At 69.5% G+C, this 19470-nt stretch carries 22 protein-coding genes; 7 read left to right on the top strand and 15 right to left on the bottom strand.

Features of this window, described 5'->3' with window-relative positions:
• Positions 1 to 346: 346 nt before the first annotated feature.
• The 4 genes from IA22_RS0117610 to IA22_RS0117595 form a co-directional block, all read right to left on the bottom strand.
• Entirely contained in the window at positions 347 to 643 is a 297-nt protein-coding gene (locus IA22_RS0117610) for a DUF4229 domain-containing protein (protein ID WP_014155649.1), read from the bottom strand.
• A 110-nt stretch (positions 644 to 753) separates the two neighbouring features.
• On the bottom strand, positions 754 to 1284 hold the full coding sequence (locus IA22_RS0117605) for a GNAT family N-acetyltransferase (RefSeq protein ID WP_014155648.1): 531 nt from the start codon (positions 1282 to 1284) through the stop codon (positions 754 to 756).
• Positions 1285 to 1419: 135 nt separating this feature from the next.
• Positions 1420 to 2583: an aminofutalosine synthase MqnE gene (mqnE, locus tag IA22_RS0117600; protein ID WP_014155647.1), complete on the bottom strand. Its 1164-nt coding sequence runs from the start codon at positions 2581 to 2583 to the stop codon at positions 1420 to 1422.
• 91 nt (positions 2584 to 2674) lie between these two features.
• On the bottom strand, positions 2675 to 3130 hold the full coding sequence (locus IA22_RS0117595; RefSeq protein WP_014155646.1) for an Lrp/AsnC family transcriptional regulator: 456 nt from the start codon (positions 3128 to 3130) through the stop codon (positions 2675 to 2677).
• Positions 3131 to 3251: 121 nt separating this feature from the next.
• Here IA22_RS0117595 and IA22_RS36805 point away from each other — a divergent pair, with 121 nt between their 5' ends.
• Positions 3252 to 3401 carry a hypothetical protein gene (locus tag IA22_RS36805; protein ID WP_157840930.1) on the top strand — a complete coding sequence of 50 codons (150 nt, stop codon included), beginning with the start codon at positions 3252 to 3254 and terminating at the stop codon, positions 3399 to 3401.
• Positions 3402 to 3411: 10 nt separating this feature from the next.
• On the opposite strand, the gene IA22_RS0117585 is transcribed toward IA22_RS36805, so the two are convergent.
• A complete protein-coding gene (locus tag IA22_RS0117585; RefSeq protein WP_015577604.1) occupies positions 3412 to 4044 on the bottom strand; it encodes a UbiX family flavin prenyltransferase in 633 nt (210 codons plus the stop codon).
• Positions 4045 to 4192: 148 nt separating this feature from the next.
• On the opposite strand from IA22_RS0117585, the gene IA22_RS0117580 reads away from it, so the two are divergent.
• Entirely contained in the window at positions 4193 to 4798 is a 606-nt protein-coding gene (locus tag IA22_RS0117580; protein ID WP_015577605.1) for a rhomboid family intramembrane serine protease, read from the top strand.
• Here IA22_RS0117580 and mqnP read toward each other — a convergent pair.
• On the bottom strand, positions 4788 to 5699 hold the full coding sequence (gene mqnP, locus IA22_RS0117575; RefSeq protein ID WP_015577606.1) for a menaquinone biosynthesis prenyltransferase MqnP: 912 nt from the start codon (positions 5697 to 5699) through the stop codon (positions 4788 to 4790). The two genes, IA22_RS0117580 and mqnP, sit on opposite strands and share 11 nt — an antisense overlap.
• Positions 5696 to 7153 (bottom strand): menaquinone biosynthesis decarboxylase, encoded by a 1458-nt coding sequence (locus tag IA22_RS0117570; protein WP_014155641.1) that lies wholly within the window; start codon positions 7151 to 7153, stop codon positions 5696 to 5698. The genes mqnP and IA22_RS0117570 overlap by 4 nt, the downstream gene beginning before the upstream one ends.
• An 89-nt stretch (positions 7154 to 7242) precedes the next feature.
• Between IA22_RS0117570 and IA22_RS0117565 the strand changes: the two genes are divergently transcribed.
• Positions 7243 to 7650: a PLD nuclease N-terminal domain-containing protein gene (locus IA22_RS0117565; RefSeq protein ID WP_015577607.1), complete on the top strand. Its 408-nt coding sequence runs from the start codon at positions 7243 to 7245 to the stop codon at positions 7648 to 7650.
• A 72-nt stretch (positions 7651 to 7722) separates the two neighbouring features.
• Here the strand turns inward: IA22_RS0117565 and IA22_RS0117560 are convergent, their stop codons facing one another.
• Entirely contained in the window at positions 7723 to 8160 is a 438-nt protein-coding gene (locus IA22_RS0117560; protein ID WP_014155639.1) for a MarR family winged helix-turn-helix transcriptional regulator, read from the bottom strand.
• A gap of 174 nt (positions 8161 to 8334) precedes the next feature.
• Between IA22_RS0117560 and IA22_RS0117555 the strand changes: the two genes are divergently transcribed.
• Positions 8335 to 9030, top strand: coding sequence for a type 1 glutamine amidotransferase domain-containing protein (locus tag IA22_RS0117555; RefSeq protein WP_014155638.1), 696 nt, complete (start codon positions 8335 to 8337; stop codon positions 9028 to 9030).
• Entirely contained in the window at positions 9027 to 10343 is a 1317-nt protein-coding gene (locus tag IA22_RS0117550) for an aldehyde dehydrogenase family protein (RefSeq protein WP_014155637.1), read from the top strand. Before IA22_RS0117555 ends, IA22_RS0117550 begins: the two co-directional genes overlap by 4 nt.
• Positions 10344 to 10410: 67 nt before the next feature.
• On the opposite strand, the gene ccsB is transcribed toward IA22_RS0117550, so the two are convergent.
• From ccsB to hemL, 7 genes are all read right to left on the bottom strand, one after another.
• Positions 10411 to 11490, bottom strand: a complete 1080-nt coding sequence (gene ccsB, locus IA22_RS0117545) for a c-type cytochrome biogenesis protein CcsB (protein ID WP_030124122.1) — start codon at positions 11488 to 11490, stop codon at positions 10411 to 10413.
• Positions 11487 to 13187: a cytochrome c biogenesis protein ResB gene (gene resB / locus IA22_RS0117540; RefSeq protein WP_014155635.1), complete on the bottom strand. Its 1701-nt coding sequence runs from the start codon at positions 13185 to 13187 to the stop codon at positions 11487 to 11489. The genes ccsB and resB overlap by 4 nt, the downstream gene beginning before the upstream one ends.
• A 4-nt stretch (positions 13188 to 13191) precedes the next feature.
• The gene (locus IA22_RS0117535) at positions 13192 to 13965 is read right to left on the bottom strand and encodes a cytochrome c biogenesis CcdA family protein (protein WP_014155634.1); all 774 of its coding nucleotides are present in this window, start codon (positions 13963 to 13965) and stop codon (positions 13192 to 13194) included.
• The gene (locus IA22_RS0117530; protein WP_014155633.1) at positions 13962 to 14567 is read right to left on the bottom strand and encodes a TlpA family protein disulfide reductase; all 606 of its coding nucleotides are present in this window, start codon (positions 14565 to 14567) and stop codon (positions 13962 to 13964) included. Before IA22_RS0117530 ends, IA22_RS0117535 begins: the two co-directional genes overlap by 4 nt.
• 67 nt (positions 14568 to 14634) lie before the next feature.
• Positions 14635 to 15891 carry a polysaccharide deacetylase family protein gene (locus IA22_RS0117525; protein WP_030124121.1) on the bottom strand — a complete coding sequence of 419 codons (1257 nt, stop codon included), beginning with the start codon at positions 15889 to 15891 and terminating at the stop codon, positions 14635 to 14637.
• A 219-nt stretch (positions 15892 to 16110) separates the two neighbouring features.
• Positions 16111 to 16818, bottom strand: coding sequence for a histidine phosphatase family protein (locus tag IA22_RS0117520; protein WP_014155631.1), 708 nt, complete (start codon positions 16816 to 16818; stop codon positions 16111 to 16113).
• Positions 16815 to 18038, bottom strand: coding sequence for a glutamate-1-semialdehyde 2,1-aminomutase (gene hemL, locus IA22_RS0117515; protein ID WP_033249620.1), 1224 nt, complete (start codon positions 18036 to 18038; stop codon positions 16815 to 16817). The genes IA22_RS0117520 and hemL overlap by 4 nt, the downstream gene beginning before the upstream one ends.
• Before the next feature lie 375 nt (positions 18039 to 18413).
• Between hemL and IA22_RS0117510 the strand changes: the two genes are divergently transcribed.
• Complete coding sequence (locus IA22_RS0117510) at positions 18414 to 19010, top strand: hypothetical protein (protein WP_078468467.1); 597 nt, start codon at positions 18414 to 18416, stop codon at positions 19008 to 19010.
• Positions 19011 to 19116: 106 nt separating this feature from the next.
• Entirely contained in the window at positions 19117 to 19470 is a 354-nt protein-coding gene (locus IA22_RS0117505; protein WP_014155628.1) for an STAS domain-containing protein, read from the top strand.

Here is a 19470-nt window from a genome sequence, read left to right as displayed (position 1 = left end):
CGGTCGTGCGGTGGAACAGGGGGACGGGGGTGCGGCGCCCGCGTCAGGGGCGGCGCCGCTGCATGATGCCGGTTCAGACGTTGCGGCAACAGACCGCGGACATACAGCGGCAGAGATCGACGTGCAGGCGCACCACGAGCGGGACGCCCAGGGCGTGAGGGGTGCGCACTGCGGTCATCATGTCGAATACGTTAACACTGCAACTTTGAGAACCTCAAAGGTCCACTTCTTGATCAACTTCGGCCGCAGTGACGTCCGGACACGCCGAAGCCCCGGTACGGGAGCTGTCGCTCCGGTCCGGGGCTCGGTTCGTACGGGGTCCGGTGTGAGGAACCTTACGCGGCGCCTACCGCGTGACGCTGTCCTCGCGGGTGCGGTTCGCCTCGAGCTTGGCCTTGGTCCGGTCCACCGAGGAGATGATCTGCTCGGACATCTCGTCGCGCTGCTTGCGGAGCAGGATGAAGCTGAGCGGCGCGGAGAGGAGGAGGCCGAGAAGGATGACCCAGACGGCGTTGGAGCCGCCGACGCCCGAGGGCAGCACACCGAAGTGCACCGCGACACCGGCGACGAAGAAGCAGCCGACGAAAATCAGCAGCCGCATGGCGGTGTACCGGATCGTTGCGCTCGGCTTGGCAGCGGGCACGGCTGGCCTTCTCTCTACGTCCGACGTTCCTGCGGTCGATCAGTCCGGGATCCTGCCCGACCAGTGAAGCATGACCCGAATTCGATCAGTTCGCAGGGGTTCCCCGGGCGTCACCGCGCCGGGAGCGGAAGCAGCATGATGACGTCGTCGCGGTAGTCGTCCTCGGCGACCCGGATGGCGTCCGGGACCCGGCCGACCTCCTTGTACCCGCAGGAGGCGTAGAACCGGTCGGCGCCGGTGCCGCCGCGGCAGGTGAGGCGCACGGCGCCGATGCCGTCGAGCCCGCGGGCCGCCCCGGCCACGGCCTCCATGAGCTCACGCCCGAAGCCCTTGCCCTGGTGGCGGGGGTGGACCATCACCGTGTACACGCCGATCCAGTGCCGCATGAGCCGGTGGGTGTTGTGGGTGAGGAAGGCGGTGGCGGCGACCTCGCCGTCCTCGTCCCGCCCGACCACCAGGTGGGTGCGGCCCTCGGCCATCGCCGCGAGGTGGCGGACCAGTTCCGGCCTGACGTCGTCGGCGGTGACGGGGGCCACGAAGCCGACGGCTCCGCCGGCGTTGGTGACGTCGGCCCAGAGCGCGGTGATGCCGTCCCGCAAGGTCCGGTCGAACGCGGGATCCACTTCGAATGTAAGCGCCATTCCAGCACGTTAACCATTACGTGTGGTGTCCCTCAAACCGCGTCCATCACGCGAGAAAGCCCCGGCCGGGGGACGGCAGGCCGGGACTTCCGTACAGCGGGACACCGGGCGCCACGGGGAGCGGGCGCCCGGTCCTCAGACGCGCATCGGCTGCGGGGTCTCGCGCCGCCCGGCGTCCGGGCCCGGGTACTCGCGCAGGATCTCGTAGCGGGTGTTGCGCTCGACGGGCCGGAAGCCCGCGTCCCGGATGAGGTCCAGCAGGTCCTCACGGCCGAGCTTGTTCGGGGTGCCGTAGTCGTCGGCGTCGTGCGTGATCTTGTACTCGACGACCGATCCGTCCATGTCGTCGGCGCCGTGCTGGAGCGCGAGCTGCGCGGTCTGCACGCCGTGCATCACCCAGAAGACCTTGACGTGGGGAACGTTGTCGAACAGGAGCCGGGAGACCGCGAAGGTCTTGAGCGCCTCGGCGCCGGTCGCCATGGACGTCCGCGCCTGGAGGGTGTTGCGGACCTTGCCGTCCTTCATGTCGACGAAGTCGTGCTGGTAGCGCAGCGGGATGAAGACCTGGAATCCGCCGGTCTCGTCCTGCATCTCCCGCAGCCGCAGCACGTGGTCGACGCGGTGACGGGGCTCCTCGATGTGCCCGTACAGCATCGTCGCCGGGGTCTTCAGACCCTTCTCGTGCGCGAGACGGTGGATGCGCGACCAGTCCTCCCAGTGGGTGTTGTGGTCGACGATGTGCTGGCGGACCTCCCAGTCGAAGATCTCCGCGCCGCCGCCGGTCAGCGACTCCAGACCGGCTTCGATCAGCTCGTCGAGGATCTCGGAGGCCGAGAGCCCCGAGATCGTCTCGAAGTGGTGGATCTCCGTCGCCGTGAACGCCTTGAGCGCGACCTCGGGCAGGGCTTCCTTGAGCGCGCTGAGCGAGCGCGGGTAGTAGCGCCACGGCAGGGTCGGGTGCAGCCCGTTGACGATGTGCAGCTCGGTGAGGTTCTCGCCCTGCATCGCCTTCGCGAGCCGGACGGCCTCCTCGATGCGCATCGTGTACGCGTCCTTCTCGCCCGGCTTCCGCTGGAACGAGCAGTACGCGCAGGACGCGGTGCACACGTTGGTCATGTTGAGGTGCCGGTTGACGTTGAAGTGGACGACGTCGCCGTTCTTCCTCGTACGCACCTCGTGGGCCAGCCCGCCGAGCCATGCCAGGTCGTCGGACTCGTAGAGCGCGATCCCGTCCTCGCGGGTCAGCCGCTCGCCGGCCCGGACCTTCTGCTCCAGCTCGCGCTTGAGTCCCGCGTCCACCAGGGCGCCTCCATATCCTCTGTACAGCCGTTCCGGCAGCCCACGGTACTCCCCCGCCTTCCGGGCGGGGGGAACCCCCACCCACTCGGCGTCACGCCTCCTCGGGGAGCTCCCCGACCCTGTTCTCCCACTTGGTGGACAGGACGACCGTGGTACGGGTCCGGGAGACCCCCTTGGTGCCGCTGAGCCGGCGGATCGTCCGCTCCAGGCCGTCCACGTCGCCGACCCGGACCTTGAGCATGAACGAGTCGTCGCCCGCGATGAACCAGCAGTCCTCGATCTCCGCCAGGTCCTTCAGCCGGTGCGCCACGTCCTCGTGGTCGGCGGCGTCGGAGAGCGAGATGCCGATGAGCGCGGTGACGCCCAGCCCGAGCGACGCGGAGTCCACGGTCGCGCGGTAACCGGTGATGACCCCGGCGGTTTCCAGCCGGTTGATGCGGTCGGTGACGCTGGGCCCGGAGAGCCCTACGAGCCGCCCCAGCTCGGCATACGAGGCCCTGCCGTTCTCCCTGAGGGCCTGGATGAGCTGCCTGTCCACCGCGTCCATATGACTGAAACCTTCCATTGTTCAGCAGTACCGCGAGTTTACGTGTAGAATCTAAGGCACGACAGGGTCAAGCCCTGTAAATCTTTTCCAGCATCCACGAAACGCTTTCGAATCTTCAGGAGTGAACGTCACCGTGTACTCGATCGAGATGGCCTACGCCCGAATGCGCGAGCTGCAGGACCTGGCCAACCGCTCGCGTGCCCACCAGCCCGCCGCCGCCCACCGGGTCGACCGCACCCGCGCCCCGGGCGCGAACAGGAAGAAGCGCTGACCCCGGCGGTTCAGCCCCGGGAGGAGGCGCCACCGAGCTCCCCCTCCCAGCGGCGGTACAGCTGGTGCGGCACACCCGCCGCGTCCAGCACCCGCCCGGCGACGAAGTCCACCAGGTCCTGGATGTGCGTCGCACCCGCGTAGAAACCCGGAGAGGCGGGCAGCACGACCGCGCCCGCCTCGTCCAGCGCCACCATCTGCCGGAGCGTCGAACCGCTGAGCGGAGTCTCACGGACGGCGACGACCAGCTTCCGCCGCTCCTTGAGCGTCACGCTCGCGGCACGCTGGAGCAGGTCCTTCGAGAGCCCGAGCGCCACCCCGGCCACACACGCCGTCGACGCCGGGACGATCAGCATCCCCTTGGCCGGATACGACCCCGAGGACGGCCCTGCCGCCAGGTCCCCGGCCCCCCAGTGGCGCACGTCGCCGATGTCCGGCCGGAAGGTGTCCGGCTTCCCGTCGGCGCCCCGCGACAGCCAGCTCAGCAGGTCCTCCTGCCAGTGGGCGTCCCGGTAGGAGATCCCCGTCTCGTCCAGGATCGTCAGCCGGGAGGCGCGGCTCACCACGAGGTCGACGCTCTCCCCCGCTGCCAGCAGTCCGCGCAGCACCGAGGCCGCGAAGGGTGTGCCCGATGCGCCCGACACCCCGACAATCCAAGGCCTGCGCTGCTGTTGACTCGTCGAACTCGCGGCTGTCACACCACCGAGCCTATCCGGCACCCCGCATCAGGAACCGAGCCAGGGGCTCCGGACGTTGCAACGGTGTGGGAACAGTCGTCGACAGGGGGTGACCATGCCGGTCACACGCACGAGCGCCACCGCACGGGCCGTCACGGCCGGCGTCGTCATGCTCGCCTGGGTCGCCCTGCTGTGGCTCCTGGAGGGCATCGACACGGCGACGGGCCACTCCCTCGACACCTACGGCGTCAGTCCGCGCGAGCCCGCGGAGCTGGCCGACATCGTGCCGTCCGCGTTCCTGCACAGCGGCTGGGAACACGTGGCGTCCAACAGCGTCCCGCTGCTGGTCCTCGGCTTCATCGCCGCGCTGGGCGGCACAGGCAGGTTCGCGGCCGTGGTCCTGACGGTGATCGTGACGTCCGGCCTCGGCGTCTGGCTGACCGCGCCCGCGCACACCGTGACGCTCGGCGCGTCCGGCGTGGTCTTCGGGCTGTTCGGCTACCTGCTGGTCCGCGGCTTCGTGGACCGGCGCCCTGTGGACGTGGTCGTCGGCGTGGTCATAGCCGCGGTCTACGGCTCGCTGCTCTGGGGCGTGCTGCCGACGGACTCCGGCATCAGCTGGCAGGGCCATCTCTTCGGCCTGGTGGGCGGGGTGGTGGCGGCGTTCGTCTTCCGCCGCCCCCGCCGCCCCCGGGAGCCGCAGGGTTACGTCACGGTGTGAGGCCGCGCACCAGCAGATCGAGCAGGGCGCACGCGAAGAGCGCGATCCCGATGAAGCCGTTGACCGAGAAGAACGCCCGGTTCAGCCGGGACAGGTCGTGCGGGCGCACGACCCGGTGCTCGTACACGAAGGCGACGGCGACGATCACCATGCCGATCCAGTAGAAGATCTCCGCGTCCGTCGCCAGCCCGAACCACACCAGCAGCCCGGTCGTCACCACGTGGCAGACGCGCGCTCCCCAGAGCGCGGCCGGGATGCCGAAGCGGGCGGGGAAGGAGAGCACTCCGTGGGCGCGGTCGGCCCGCACGTCCTGGCAGGCGAAGATCAGGTCGAACCCGCCGATCCAGACACCCACGGCGAGCCCCAGGATCACCGCGTCCCACGACCAGCTGCCGGTGACGGCCAGCCAGGCGCCGATCGGGCCGATGGCCTGGGCGAGGCCCAGGATCGCGTGCGGGAAGTTCGTGAACCGCTTGCCGTACGGGTAGACGACCATCGGCACGACGGCCACCGGCGCCAGCATCAGGCACAGGGGGTTCAGCAGGGCCGCGGCACCGAGGAAGAAGGCCAGGGCCACCATCGCCCCGGTCCACGCGGACCGCACCGTGACGGCGCCGGTCACGAGCTCCCGGCCCTCCGTACGCGGATTACGGGCGTCGATCTCCCGGTCGATGATCCGGTTGGCGGCCATCGCGAACGTACGCAGCCCGACCATCGCGACGGTCACGAGCAGCAGCGTGCCCCAGTGGATCTTCTCGTCCAGCTGGAACATCGCGGTCAGCGCGGCGATGTAGGCGAAGGGCAGCGCGAAGACCGAGTGCTCGATCATCACCAGCCGCAGGAACGCGCGGGACTTGCCGCGCGGCTGCGGGACAGCCGCCGCCGAGGCCGATGCACTCACAGGCCGTACTCCTTCCACCGGCGGTCGACCTTCGCCGCCGTCTCCGGGTCGGACTCGACCATCTCCGGCCAGCCTCCGTCCCGCGTGTACCCCTCCTCGGGCAGCTTGCGCGTCGCGTCGATGCCCGCCTTGCCGCCCCAGAACTGCTGGTAGGAGGCGTGGTCGAGATGGTCGACCGGGCCTTCGGTGATCGTCAGGTCCCGCGCGTAGTCGGTGTTCCCGAGCGCCCGCCAGGCGACCTCGTGCAGGTCGTGGACGTCGCAGTCGGAGTCCACGACCACGATCAGCTTGGTCAGCGACATCATGTGCGCGCCCCAGATGGCACTCATCACCTTCTGGGCGTGCTTGGGGTACTTCTTGTCGATCGAGACGATCGCACAGTTGTGGAAGCCGCCCGCCTCCGGCAGGTGGTAGTCCACGATGTCCGGAACGATGATCTTGAGCAGGGGCAGGAAGAACCGCTCGGTGGCCCGCCCCAGCGGCCCGTCCTCGGTGGGCGGCCGGCCCACGACGATCGACTGGAGCAGCGGACGCTTCCGCATCGTCACGCAGTCGATCTTCAGCGCGGGGAAGGGCTCCTGCGGGGTGTAGAAGCCGGTGTGGTCGCCGAACGGCCCCTCGGGCAGCATCTCGCCGGGCTCCAGCCAGCCCTCGATGACGACCTCGGCCTGTGCCGGGACCTGGAGCGGGACCGTCTTGCAGTCGACCATCTCGATCCGCTTGCCCTGCACGAAGCCGGCGAACAGGTACTCGTCGATGTCCCCCGGCAGCGGTGCCGTGGAGGCGTAGGTGACCGCGGGCGGGGCCCCGAACGCGATGGCGACGGGCAGCTTCTCACCGCGCCTGGCGGCGACCTGGTAGTGGTTGCGGCTGTCCTTGTGGATCTGCCAGTGCATCCCGATGGTGCGCCTGTCGTGGCGCTGGAGCCGGTAGAGCCCGAGGTTGCGGATCCCCGTCTCCGGGTCCTTGGTGTGCGTGAGGCCCAGGTTGAAGAAGGAGCCGCCGTCCTCGGGCCAGGTGAAGAGCGCGGGCAGCTGGTCGAGGTCCACGTCGTCCCCGGTCAGCACGACCTCCTGGACGGGGGCGCTGTCGGACTTCACCTTCTTCGGCGGCAGGTGGCTCACCGACCCGAGCTTGCCGAACGCCTCACGGATCCCGACGAACCCCTGCGGCAGCTCCGGCTTGAGCAGGCCGCCGATCTTGTCGCTGATCTCGGCGTAGGACTTCAGCCCGAGCGCCTTGAGGAGCCGCCGGTCGGTCCCGAAGACGTTCATGGCAAGGGGCATGGACGCCCCCTTGACGTTCTCGAAGAGCAGCGCGGGTCCACCCGCCTTGTTCACCCGGTCGACGATCTCGCCGACCTCCAGGTAGGGGTCGACCTCGGCCTTGATGCGCTTGAGATCGCCCTCGCGCTCCAGAGCACGGAGCAGGGAGCGAAGATCGTCGTAAGCCATACGGTCAAGTATCGGACACCGGTTACCCTGGGCCCGTCACCGGGGGCGGTCCGTGCGCCTCCCCACCTCATCTCAGGGGATCCTTCACGATGCTCAGGGCCTTGATCTACATTCTGCCGCTGGCGCTGACGATCTACGCGTTCATCGACTGCCTGAACACCCCCGAGGACGAGGCCAAGCACCTCCCGAAGGTGGCCTGGGTCTTCATCATCCTGCTCTTCTGGATCGTCGGGCCGATCGTCTGGCTCGCCGCGGGCAAGCTGCGCAACGTGCCCGAGGGCGGCCGCACCCCCTCGGAGTGGCACCGCAGGCAGCGCACCACCTGGGTGGCCCCCGACGACAACCCCGACTTCCTCAAGTCGCTGAAGGACGAGAACAAGAAGGACGAGTCCCTCCTCAAGGACTGGGAGGCGGACCTGCGCCGCCGCGAGGAGGAGATCAAGCGCCGGGAGAGCGGCGCGGGCCCCGAGGACCCGGCCCCGCCGGCCGGGCCGTGAACACCACCGCCTGATCCATGCCTTCCGGCCGGGCCGTGAACACCGCCGCCTGATTCCGGGCCCGCGGGCCGCTCAGGACAGCAGCCGCCCGAGCCGCTCCAGGAGGGGCAGCAGAGCCGTGCGCTCCTGCGGGGTGAGGGCCTCCAGCGCGCCGTGCACCACCCGCATCTCGGCACGGATGCGGTGCGCCAGCTCGGTGCCCTCCTCGGTGCGCGCGGCCACCTTGGAGCGGCGGTCGCCGGGTGCCGGGGTGCGCGTCACCAGGCCGCGGGCCTCCATGCGGCCGATGAGACCGGTGGCGTTGGAGGCGTCGCACACCAGATGACTGGCCAGCGCGCTCATGGGCATGGGCTCGTTGAGGGCGATAAGCGCACGGGCCTGCGAGGTGCTGAGGCCGTGACGGCCGGCGACGGCGGTCAGGTCGTCGTGATGGCCGCGGACGACGACGGCGAGGGGTTCCAGCAGTTCGTCCGGAGTAGGGACGGCGCGGGGTGCGGGTTCCGTCGTCATGGTCGGTCATCCTTCGGTCGGTACGCGTGGTCCGGAGGCCCGCTCCGGCCACCACGCACCCGCATTCATTTGACATGCTCAACTTTTAGCCGTTACATGAACGGTATTGCTTGAGCATATCAAGCTTCGCGTTCCACGCGTCCTTCGCCCAGCGTCTCGTAGGGAGCACCCCCCATGCCCTCCGTACTCTTCGTCCTCACCGGTGCCGACCACTGGACCCTCAACGACGGCACCGCCCATCCCACCGGTTTCTGGGCGGAGGAACTCGCCGCCCCGCACCGCGTCTTCACCCAGGCCGGCTTCGACATCACCGTCGCCACCCCCGGCGGTGTGGCCCCCACGGTCGACGCCGCCAGCCTCGCCGCCGAGGCCAACGGCGGCCAGGAGCACGCCGACGCCGTGGCCTCCTACCTCGCCTCGATCGACGAGACGCTGCGCATCCCCGCCCGCCTCGAGGACATCGTGCCCACGTCCTACGACGTCGTCTTCTACCCCGGCGGTCACGGCCCCATGGAGGACCTGGCCGTCAGCGAGGTGTCCGGCCGGCTGCTGACCTCCGCCCTGGACTCCGGCACCCATGTCGCCGTCCTGTGCCACGCCCCCGCCGCCCTGCTGCCGGCCCGCCGGGAGGACGGCAGCTGGCCGTTCGCCGGCTACCGCATGACCGGCTTCAGCAACGCCGAGGAGACCCAGGCCGGCCTCGCCGACAAGGCGCCGTGGCTGCTGGAGAACCGTCTCGTCGAGCTCGGCGCCGACTACGCCGCCGCCGACCCCTGGGCGGTGCACACGGTGCACGACCGCAACCTGCACACCGGCCAGAACCCCGCCTCCTCCGAGCAGCTGGCGCGCGAGATCGTGGCGGCCCTGTGAGCGCCCGCGCAGAGTCCCCGGCGGAGGTCGTCGCCCGGCTCCGTGCCACCTTCCGCACCGGCCGCACCAAGGACCTCGCCTGGCGCACCACCCAGCTGACGCGGCTGCGCGCCCTGCTCACCGAGCGCGGCGACGAACTGGCCGAGGCGCTCCGGGCGGATCTCGGCAAGAGCCGCAAGGAGGCCTACCGGACCGAGATCGACTTCACGGTCCGGGAGATCGACCACACCCTGGAGCGTCTGGAAGGGTGGCTGCGGCCCGAGCCCGCCCCCGTACCGGCGGTCCTCGCGGGCGCCACCGCCCACACCGTGCAGGACCCGCTGGGCGTCGTCCTCGTGATCGCCCCGTGGAACTACCCGGTGCAGCTGCTGCTCGCCCCCGTCGTGGGGGCGCTGGCCGCGGGCAACGCGGTCGTCGCCAAGCCCAGCGAACTGGCGCCGGCGGCCTCCGCCGCAGTGGCCCGGCTGCTGCCGGAGTATCTGGACACGGACGCGGTCGCCGTGGTGGAGGGCGCGGTACCGGAGACCACCGCGCTGCTCGCCGAGCGCTTCGACCACATCTTCTACACCGGCAACGGCACGGTCGGCAGGATCGTCATGACCGCCGCGGCGAAGCACCTCACGCCGGTGACCCTCGAACTCGGCGGCAAGTCGCCGGTCTTCGTGGACCGTGACACGGATCTGAAGACGGTGGCCGCCCGGCTGGCCTCCGGGAAGTTCCTCAACGCCGGCCAGACGTGCGTCGCGCCCGACTACGTCCTGACCGACCCGGAGACCGCTCCGGCCCTGGCGGACGCACTCGCGGCCGCGGTCGAGGGGCTGTTCGGCCAGGACGCGTCCACCAGCCCGGAGTACGGCCGGATCGTCAACGAGCGCCACTTCGACCGGCTGGTCGGCCTCCTGGACTCCGGCCGCACGGTGACGGGCGGGGCCCACGACCGCGACGGGAAGTACATCGCCCCGACCGTGCTGGCCGATGTCTCCCCGGACTCCCCCGTGATGGGCGAGGAGATCTTCGGCCCGGTGCTGCCGATCCTCACCGTGGACGGACTGGACGAGGCCATCGGCTTCATCAACGACCGTGACAAGCCGCTGGCCCTGTACGCGTTCACCTCCGACCCCGCCGTACGGGAACGGCTGCTGACCGAGACCTCCTCGGGCGGCGTGGGCCTGGGCCTGCCCCTCGCCCATCTGACCGTCTCGGACCTCCCCTTCGGCGGGGTCGGTGAGAGCGGCATGGGCAACTACCACGGCCGGTACTCGCTGGAGACGTTCAGCCACCGCAAGGCGGTCCTGGACACCCCGCTCGGCTGAGGGCACCTACGACGGGAGGGCGCGACCACCGGTGGTCGCGCCCTCCCGTCGTACGCGGGTGTGCCCGTCAGACTCCGGCGTAGGAGTGCTTGCCGGTGACGAAGATGTTCACGCCGTAGTAGTTGAAGAGCCAGCAGCCGAAGGCGACCAGCGCCAGGTAGGCGGCCTTGCGGCCCTTCCAGCCGGCCGTCGCGCGGGCGTGCAGGTAGGCGGCGTACGCGACCCAGGTGATGAAGGACCAGACCTCCTTGGGGTCCCAGCCCCAGTAGCGGCCCCAGGCGTCGCCCGCCCAGATCGCGCCCGCGATGATCGTGAACGTCCACAGCGGGAAGACGGCGGCATTGATGCGGTACGAGAAGGTGTCCAGGGACTTCGCGGCGGGCAGCCGCTCCATGACGGAGGTCGCGAACTTCCCCGGAGTGCCCCCGCTCGCGATCTTGTTCTCGTAGCTGTCGCGGAACAGGTAGAGCAGCGTGCCGACGGCGCCCAGGTAGAAGACGGCGCCGCAGATGATGGCGGTGGAGACGTGGATCCACAGCCAGTAGGAGTGCAGCGCGGGGACCAGCTGGTCGCTGTCGGTGTACAGCGTGGTGGTCGCGATGCCCAGGTCCAGCAGGACCGTGGTGACCAGCATCAGACCGATCCAGCGGACGTTCTTCCTCAGCGCGAGGAGGATCAGGTACGCGCCGACCGCCACGGTGGAGAAGGTGATCGAGAACTCGTACATGTTGCCCCAGGGGGCCCGCTGCACCGACAGGGCGCGTGCGACGACTCCGGCCGCCTGGACGGCGAAGGCGACGACGGTCAGGGAGACCGCGATACGCCCCCACAGGTCGCCCTTGAAGGTGCCGCCGGCCGCACCGGGGCCGTCCGGGACGTCCCGGGAACCGGCGGCGGAACGCGTCACGACCTGGGGGCGCTCCAGAACGGCGGTGCCGCCCTTCTCCGCGGCCTGCGCCTTCACCGCCGGGTCGGTGGCCGAGTCCTTGTTGAGCGCGGCGGCCGTCCGGCCGACCTTGCTCCGGCTGCCGAACACCCACTCCGCGATGTGCGCGAAGAAGGCCAGGGTGTAGACGGCCATCGACGAATAGATCAGCGTGTTGCTGATGTTCGCCAGATTCTCGTTGGTTGCGGCGGCGAGATTCACTTCTCAGCCCCTTCGGCAGGTTCTTCGGAGGGTTGGTCGGGACGGTGGTCGGGATCGGGTCCGGACGCGGTCGGCGCCTCGTCGTGGAGCGCGATCGCGAGGCCGGTCAGCTCCTCGGGGAGCTTCGCGGACTCGCTGCGGCCCAGGCCCGCCATCTCGACGACGGTGACACCGTCCGCTCCCCGCACGGCCCGCACCCACACCCGGCGGCGCTGGATGAAGAGCGATCCGGCGAGGCCGATGATCGCGGCGACGGCGCCGGTGAGCGCCCATCCGCTGGCGGGCTGACGCGTGATCTGGAAGCTGGCCCACTCCTCGACGCTCTCGAAGGTGATCGACCCCGCGCCGTCGGGGAGCTTCATGGTCTCGCCCGGGCGCAGCCGCTTCTTCAGCTTGTCCCCGTTGCTGTCCTTGAATTCCTTCATCTTGGACGTGTCGAGCTGGTAGACGTTCTGCGGCAGCCCGGAGTCCACGCCGAGGCTGCCGTAGTAGCCGTTGAGCGCGAGGACCGGGTAGTCGAGGCCGGGGTACTGCGAGAACATCGTGCCCTGGCCGTCACCGGCGAACGTCGGCACGAAGAACGCCTGGAAGCCCAGCTGGGACTTCTTGCCGTTCTTGTCCTTGTAGCCGTCCATCACCTTGATGGCGCCGGTCGAGGTGACGTTGTTGTCGATGGGCAGCAGAGGCACCGCGCTCCGGTAGACCTCCTTGCCCTTGCCGTCCTTGACCGAGATGACCGGGGCGTAGCCGTGTGCGTTGAGGTAGACCTTCGTCCCGTCGACGACGAGCGGCTTGTTGACCTCGATGACCTTCTTCTTCGTCTCCCCGTCCGCGCCCTCGGCGTACGTCACCCGCGCCTCGTAGGTGCGGGGCGTACCGCGCTGGGGGCCGTTGCGCTCGTACGTCCCGACGAAGTCCTGGAGGTCGAAGCTGAAGGGGGCGAGATCGTCGTCGTCGAAGAGCGAACCGGACTTGAAGTCGTCGTACTGGGTGATGGTGTTGGCGAACCCGTCGCCCTCGACGATCAGCTTGCCGCCCTCGGACTTGAAGAGCTGTCCACCGGCGAACGCGATCAGCATGACGATCAGCGCGATGTGGAAGAGCAGGTTCCCCGTCTCGCGGAGATAGCCCTTCTCGGCCGCGACCGCGTCACCGACGACGTGTGAGCGGAAGCGTCGCCTGCGCAGGAGGGAGTGGGCGACCTCGCGGACCCGCTCGGGCTCGGCGTCGGTGCGCCAGGTGGTGTAGGCCGGCAGCCGCGTCAGCTTCCTGGGCGCGCCCGGCGGGCGGCCGCGCAGCTGTCCGACGAACTGCCAGGTGCGCGGGACGATGCAGCCGATCAGCGAGACGAACAGCAGGATGTAGATCGCGGAGAACCACACCGAGCTGTAGACGTCGAAGAACTGCAGCTTCTCGTAGACCGGGCTGACGGTGGTGTGGGCCTCCTTGAAGGTCTGCACCTTCAGTTCGTCCACGCTGTTCTGCGGGATCAGCGAGCCGGGGACGGCGCCGAGCGACAGCAGGAACAGCAGGATCAGCGCGACCCGCATCGAGGTGAGCTGGCGCCAGAACCAGCGGGCCCAGCCGATCACGCCCATCGAGGGCAGGGTGGCCGTCGGCTCCTCGCGCGGAGCGGTGGAGAGCTGTTCCCCGGCCTGGCCGAGGTCGCGCTCGTCCGTGGTGTTCGTGTTGCTCATGGACTCAGATCCCCACAGTGAAGCCGTTGGACCAGACCTGCATCTCCTGGATGAGCACGTCCCACGCGCCCGTCAGCAGGAGGATTCCGGTCACGATCATCATGCCGCCGCCGATCCGCATGACCCACGCGTAATGGCGCTTGACCCAGCCGAACGCGCCGAGCGCCCGGCGGAAGGCGATCGCCGCCAGGACGAAGGGGACGCCGAGCCCCAGGCAGTACGCCACGGACAGGATCGCCCCGCGTCCCGCGGTCGCCTGGTCGAAGGCGAGCGCGTTGACGGAGGCGAGCGTCGGGCCGAGGCAGGGCGTCCAGCCGATCCCGAAGAGCGCGCCGAGCAGCGGCGCCCCCGCCAGCCCGGTCACCGGCCGCTTGTGGATGCGGAACTCGCGCTGCGTCATCCAGGGCAGCAGGCCCATGAAGAAGATCCCCATGAGGATCATCAGCGCGCCGAGGATCTTGGAGAGCGTGCCGCTGTACTCCTGGAGCGTCTGGCCGAAGAAGCCGAAGAGCGCACCGCCGGACACGAACACGGCGGTGAAGCCGAGGACGAAGAGCGAGGCGCCGACGACGGTCCTGCCCCTGCGGCGTTCGGCGAGATCGGCGCCGCTCACCCCGGTGACGTAGCTGAGGTACCCGGGCACGAGCGGCAGGACGCACGGTGAGAAGAAGGAGACGAGCCCTCCGAGCAGGGCGATGGGCAGCGCCACTATGAGGGCCCCGCCGGCCACCGTCTCGTTTCCGCCGGTGGTCGCGGCCAGCTGGAGGACGGTGGTCACTTCTCGGCGACCAGCGGGTCGATCATCTCGCGCAGCTTGGTGGCGTCGAGCGCCGCGAGGGAGCGGGCCGCGAGCTTCCCCTCCCGGTCGACGACCACGGTCGACGGGATGGCCTTCGGGTTCAGCGTGCCCTTGGGGAAGCGCAGGAGCTGCTTCCCGGTCGGGTCGTAGAGGCTCGGGTAGGTGACCCCGAAGTCCTCCTCGAAGCTGACCGCGAGGGATTTCTGGGGGTCACGGGTGTTGACGCCGACGAACTGGACGCCCTGGTCCTTCATCTCCTCGGAGACCTTCACGAAGTGCTTGGCCTCGGCGCGGCAGGGGCCGCACCACGATCCCCAGAAGTTCAGGACGACGATCTTGCCCTTGTAGTCGGCGATGTCGAGGTCGGTGCCGTCCAGGGTCGCGCCCGCGAGCTGCGGCGCGGCGGTGCGTTCGCCCTTGGCGACGGTGGAGATCCCGCCACTGCCGGTGACGAAGTTCGTGTTGCCGCCACCGCCCGCCCGGGTGCCCTCCCCACTGCATGCGGACAGGGTCAGGGCACCGGCCACAGCAGTGGCGGCGAGCAGGGTGAAGCGGCGTCGGAGTGCGCGGCCAGAGCTCATGTGAAAAGTTTCGCATGGCAGTTCCAGAGATCTTGGGCACCCCCCTCGGTGCCCGTAAAGCCCCTTGTCAGGCCTGTTTAAAGAACGCGTTCCAGCCACCCTCGGGAGCCTGTCCGACCTGGAGCGAACGGAGCTTCGCGAGCACCGCCGGGTCCTGTGCGTCGAGCCAGTCGACGAACTGCCGGAACGAGACGAGGCGCACATCGGGCTTGCCCGCGATGTGTTTCAGCGCGTCCTCCACGGCGTCCATGTAGATACCGCCGTTCCACTCCTCGAAGTGGTTTCCGATGTAGAAGGGCGCGCGGTTCGTTCCGTAGGCGCGCTCGAATCCGGCGACATACGCCTCGGTGGCCTGGGTGCGCCACCCGGGATAGCGCGACGGCATGCCCTTGGTGGAATTCCTCGACTGGTTGGCGAGGATGTTGTAGTCCATGGAGAGGACCTCGAAGGTGTGCCCGGGGAACGGAATGCCCTGCAGCGGGAGATCCCAGACGCCCTGGCGCTTCTCGGGCCACATCTGGCTGCCGCCCGGCGAACTCGCGTCGTAGCGCCAGCCCAGCTGCTTCGCGGTGGGCAGGAGGTTGTCCTGGCCGAGCAGACAGGGCGTACGGCCCCCGACCAGTTCCTTCCGGTAGTCGAAGGGCAGCGGATCGACGTCCTTCCAGCCGGTGTTCGTGCGCCATTCGGTGACGAACGACACGGCCTGGTCGATCTCGCTCCGCCACTGCGCGGGCGTCCAGTCGCCGACCGAACCGGAGCCACCGCAGAAATGCCCGTTGAAATGGGTGCCGATCTCGTGCCCGTCGAGCCAGGCCTGGCGGACGTACTTCAGCGTCTGCTTGACGTGGTCGTCGGTGAGATAGCCGATGTCGGAGGCGCCGCGGGGGTTGTTGGGCGGCCGGTAGAGGGACTTCTTGGACTCGGGCAGCACATAGAGCCCCGAGAGGAAGAAGGTCATCGCCGCGTCGTGTTCCTGGGCGAGTTCGAGAAAGCGCGGGAAGAGTCCGTTGCCGACCTCGCCCGCCCCGTCCCAGGAGAAGATCACGAACTGCGGGGGCGTCTGGCCGGGCTCCAGCGGAACGGGGGCGGCGGGCTGATTCGGCTGCTTTCCGGTGTCCGCCGTGGAACCGTCACCGATCAGCCTGACGTGTTTCTCGGGCGGGCCGCCGCCATTCCCCGGCGTGGCCTTGCCGCCGTTGCCGCCCTTCTCGGTTTCCGGTCGTCCGCCGTCCGATGACCCGAGGGAGCCGCAGCCGGTCATCGTGAGTGCGGCTGCGGCTCCGAGTCCGGCCCCGAGCAGGCCCCTTCGGTTGATTTCACGCATAGCGTCCCCATCTGCGGTCGTATTACCTCATTGCCATACAAACTGGCGATGGCTTAGATGAGGAAACCAACACGGAGGTTCCGCCGATAATCACAAAAGTTGTTACGTGAACACACCCTTACAGGTGCTGCACACGGCATGCGGACGGGCGCCGCGCACGGGCCCGGAGTACGGGCCGGGTGCGCGGCGTACGGGTCAGCGTCCGCGAGGCAGGGCCGGCTACGCGCCGAACGCCTTGGACTGCCCCTTCACCGGCTTCGCCCCCGCGAGCAGATGTGCCGGCACCAGGTCCCGGGCGGGCTCGGTGTAGCCGACGGACACGATCTTGTCCCCCTGGTACGTGAAACTCGTCAGCGAGGCCAGGGTGCACTGCCGCTTGCGCGGGTCGTGCCACAGCCTGCGCCGCTCCACGAAGCTCCGCACGATCCAGATCGGCAGCTGGTGGCTGACGCAGACCGCCTCGTGCCCGCGCGCGGCGTCACGCGCGGCGTCCAGCGCGCCCATCATCCGCACGACCTGCTCGACGTACGGCTCGCCCCAGGACGGCTTGAAGGGGTTGGTGAGGTGCTTCCAGTTCTCGGGCTTGCGCAGTGCGCCGTCGCCGACCCCGAAGGTCTTGCCCTCGAAGACGTTGGCGGCCTCGATGAGGCGCTCGTCGGTCGCCAGGTCCACGCTGTGCGACACGGCGATCGGCGTCGCCGTCTCCTGGGCGCGCTCCAGCGGGGAGGCCACGACGTACGTGATGTCGCGCTTCTCCAGGTGCTCGGCCACCCGGTCGGCCATCCTGCGGCCGAGCTCGGACAGGCTGTAGCCGGCGCGGCGCCCGTAGAGCACGCCTTCCGGGTTGTGCACCTCGCCGTGGCGCATCAGGTGGACGACGGTGATGTCCTTGTCCCTGTCCTCGTCGGTCCCGTGGTGCGCGCTCATGCGACGGCCTCCGATGCGGCGCGGGCGGCGGCGGGCAGCGCTGCGGCGACCCGCTCCAGCGCCTGCGCGTCGTGGGCGGTGGAGACGAACCAGGACTCGAAGGCGGACGGCGGCAGGTACACACCCTGCTCCAGCATCGAGTGGAAGAACGCGGTGAAGCGGAAGGCTTCCTGCTTCTTCGCGCCCTCGTAGTCGCGGACGGGCTCGTCGGTGAAGAAGACGGAGAACATGTTGCTCGCCGCCGACACCGTGTGCGCGACACCCTCCTTCGTGAGGGCGTCCCCGACGAGGGAGCGCAGCTCCGCGGAGACCGCGTCCACCTTCGCGTACGCCGCGTCGTCGAGCAGCCGCAGCTGGGCGAGACCGGCGGCGGTGGCGACCGGGTTCCCGGAGAGGGTGCCCGCCTGGTAGACGGGACCGGCCGGGGCGAGGTGCGCCATCACGTCGGCGCGGCCGCCGAAGGCCGCGGCGGGGAAGCCGCCGCCCATGACCTTGCCGAAGGTCATCAGGTCGGGCCGCACCCCGTCGATGCCGTACCAGCCGGCCTTGGACGTACGGAATCCGGTCATCACCTCGTCGGAGATGTACAGCGCGCCGTTGGCCGCGCAGATCTCCTTCAGGCCCGCGTTGAAGCCGTCCAGCGGCGGTACGACGCCCATGTTGCCCGGCGACGCCTCGGTGATCACACAGGCGATCTCACCCGGCTGTGCGGCGAACGCGGCGCGCACGGCCTCCAGGTCGTTGTACGGGAGCACGATGGTGTCGCCCGCCTGCGCCCCGGTCACCCCGGGCGTGTCGGGGAGCCCGAAGGTGGCGACCCCGGAGCCGGCGGCGGCCAGCAGCGCGTCGACGTGACCGTGGTAGCACCCGGCGAACTTCACGACCTTGGCGCGCCCGGTGAACCCACGGGCGAGCCGGATCGCGGACATGGTCGCCTCGGTGCCGGACGACACCAGCCGCACCTGCTCCACGGGCTCGATCCGGGCCACGATCTCCTCGGCGAGCGCGACCTCGCCCTCGCCGGGCGTACCGAACGAGGTACCCCGGGCCACCGCGTCCTGGACGGCCGCGGTGACCTCGGGGTGCGCGTGGCCGAGGATCATCGGCCCCCACGAACACACGAGGTCGACGTACTCACGGCCGTCGGCGTCGGTGAGGTACGGCCCCGTACCGGACACCATGAACCGGGGCGTACCGCCCACGGCCCGGAAGGCACGCACGGGGGAGTTCACGCCGCCCGGCGTCACGACGGACGCACGGTCGAACAGTGACTGCGAGACTGGGGCTTCGTATGAATACGCCACTTTGGTCCTGATCTGCGATTCGGAGTTCGGCGGCCTGACCGGATTTCCCGGCCGCCGGTGAGCAGGGAGCGCGCTCTCCGCGTATGAGGCTCGTACAACGAAAGGGCGTCAGTCTCCTCGAGTCTGCGAAACTGAGTCTTCGTAGGGAAAGCTCACCCATGCCATGGTGTCAGAGGCGTGGACGGTCTTGCGGACAGGTGTTTCACCGCACGCCCGTGGGGGAGGTCACTGACGATGATCGGGTTGCGCGGCGGGGCTGTGTCTCCTAAGAAGTAGTCGGGTGGATGAGATATGCATCGCGGTGGCGGAGTGGGCGAAGGGACCGACGACCTGGGGCCCGAGCCTGCCCGGCGAGGGCGGCACCGGCGCAAGGCGGAACGCGAGGCCGAGCGCGCACGGGACGCACCGGCGGCCGGTGTCGACGGTCCGGGAAGCAGGAGCAGTGGAAGGGTGGGGGTGACCTACAAGTACTTCGGTGCCCCGGACGGGGCCACCGCCGCGCGTGTGCCCATTTCCATGCGCCCCGAGGAGCTGGGCGGCGACGAACTGGGCATGGGCGGCATGTTCAGCAAGATCAAGCCCGAGACCGTGGCGGCCATGGTCCTCACCGGCATACAGGGCATACCCCTGAACAAGGTGCCACCGCTCGAGCTGGTCGTGCTGCACCCCGACTACGCGGTGGTCAAGCTTCCGATGACGGTGGTCGACCCCCTGCGCGACGTCGGCGAGGAGTCGGTGGGCGCGGCGGCCTTCATCTGGTCCACGGTCCCGGACCGCGGCGGCCCGCGCGACGCGTTCAACGTCTACCAGCTGCTCCACGAGTGGCAGGACTTCTCCCACCGGCTGCACGACGCCGGACACCAGGCGTACTGCCTGGTGTGGCCCTGACGCGGCGGCGCGTCGCCGTCACGGGGCACGGAGGCACCGGGACCGTCCGGACGTGAAGCCGGGTCCGGGCTCCACGCCGATCCCGCGGTGTAGGAACATATGACACATGACGGCGGATGAACTGCATGTGGTCGTGGAGACCACGGACGACGGTGTCGTCCTGATCCGTGTCCGGGGAAACCTGGACGGGTGGTCGGGTCCTTCCGGGCTGGCCGACGCGCTGGAGGAGGCCGCCGGGAGCGGCGGACGGCTCACCGTGGCCGACCTGTCCCGGCTGGAGTTCGCCGACTCGACAGCCCTGCACGCCCTGTTGAACGCACAGCGGCGCCACGACGGGGCCGGAGTCCGGCTCGTGCTGGCCGGACCGTTGGACACGGGCGTCCGCAGGCTCTTCGAGGTCTCGGGCACCCTCGGCGCGTTCACGTTCGCCGACACGGTGGACGCGGCGCTGCGATGCTGA

It is taken from the genome of Kitasatospora papulosa, assembly GCF_000717245.1.
Classification (GTDB): Bacteria; Actinomycetota; Actinomycetes; order Streptomycetales; family Streptomycetaceae; genus Streptomyces; species Streptomyces papulosus.
Note: the sequence above shows the minus strand (reverse complement) of the source record. Positions and strands in the feature narration are given on the sequence as shown.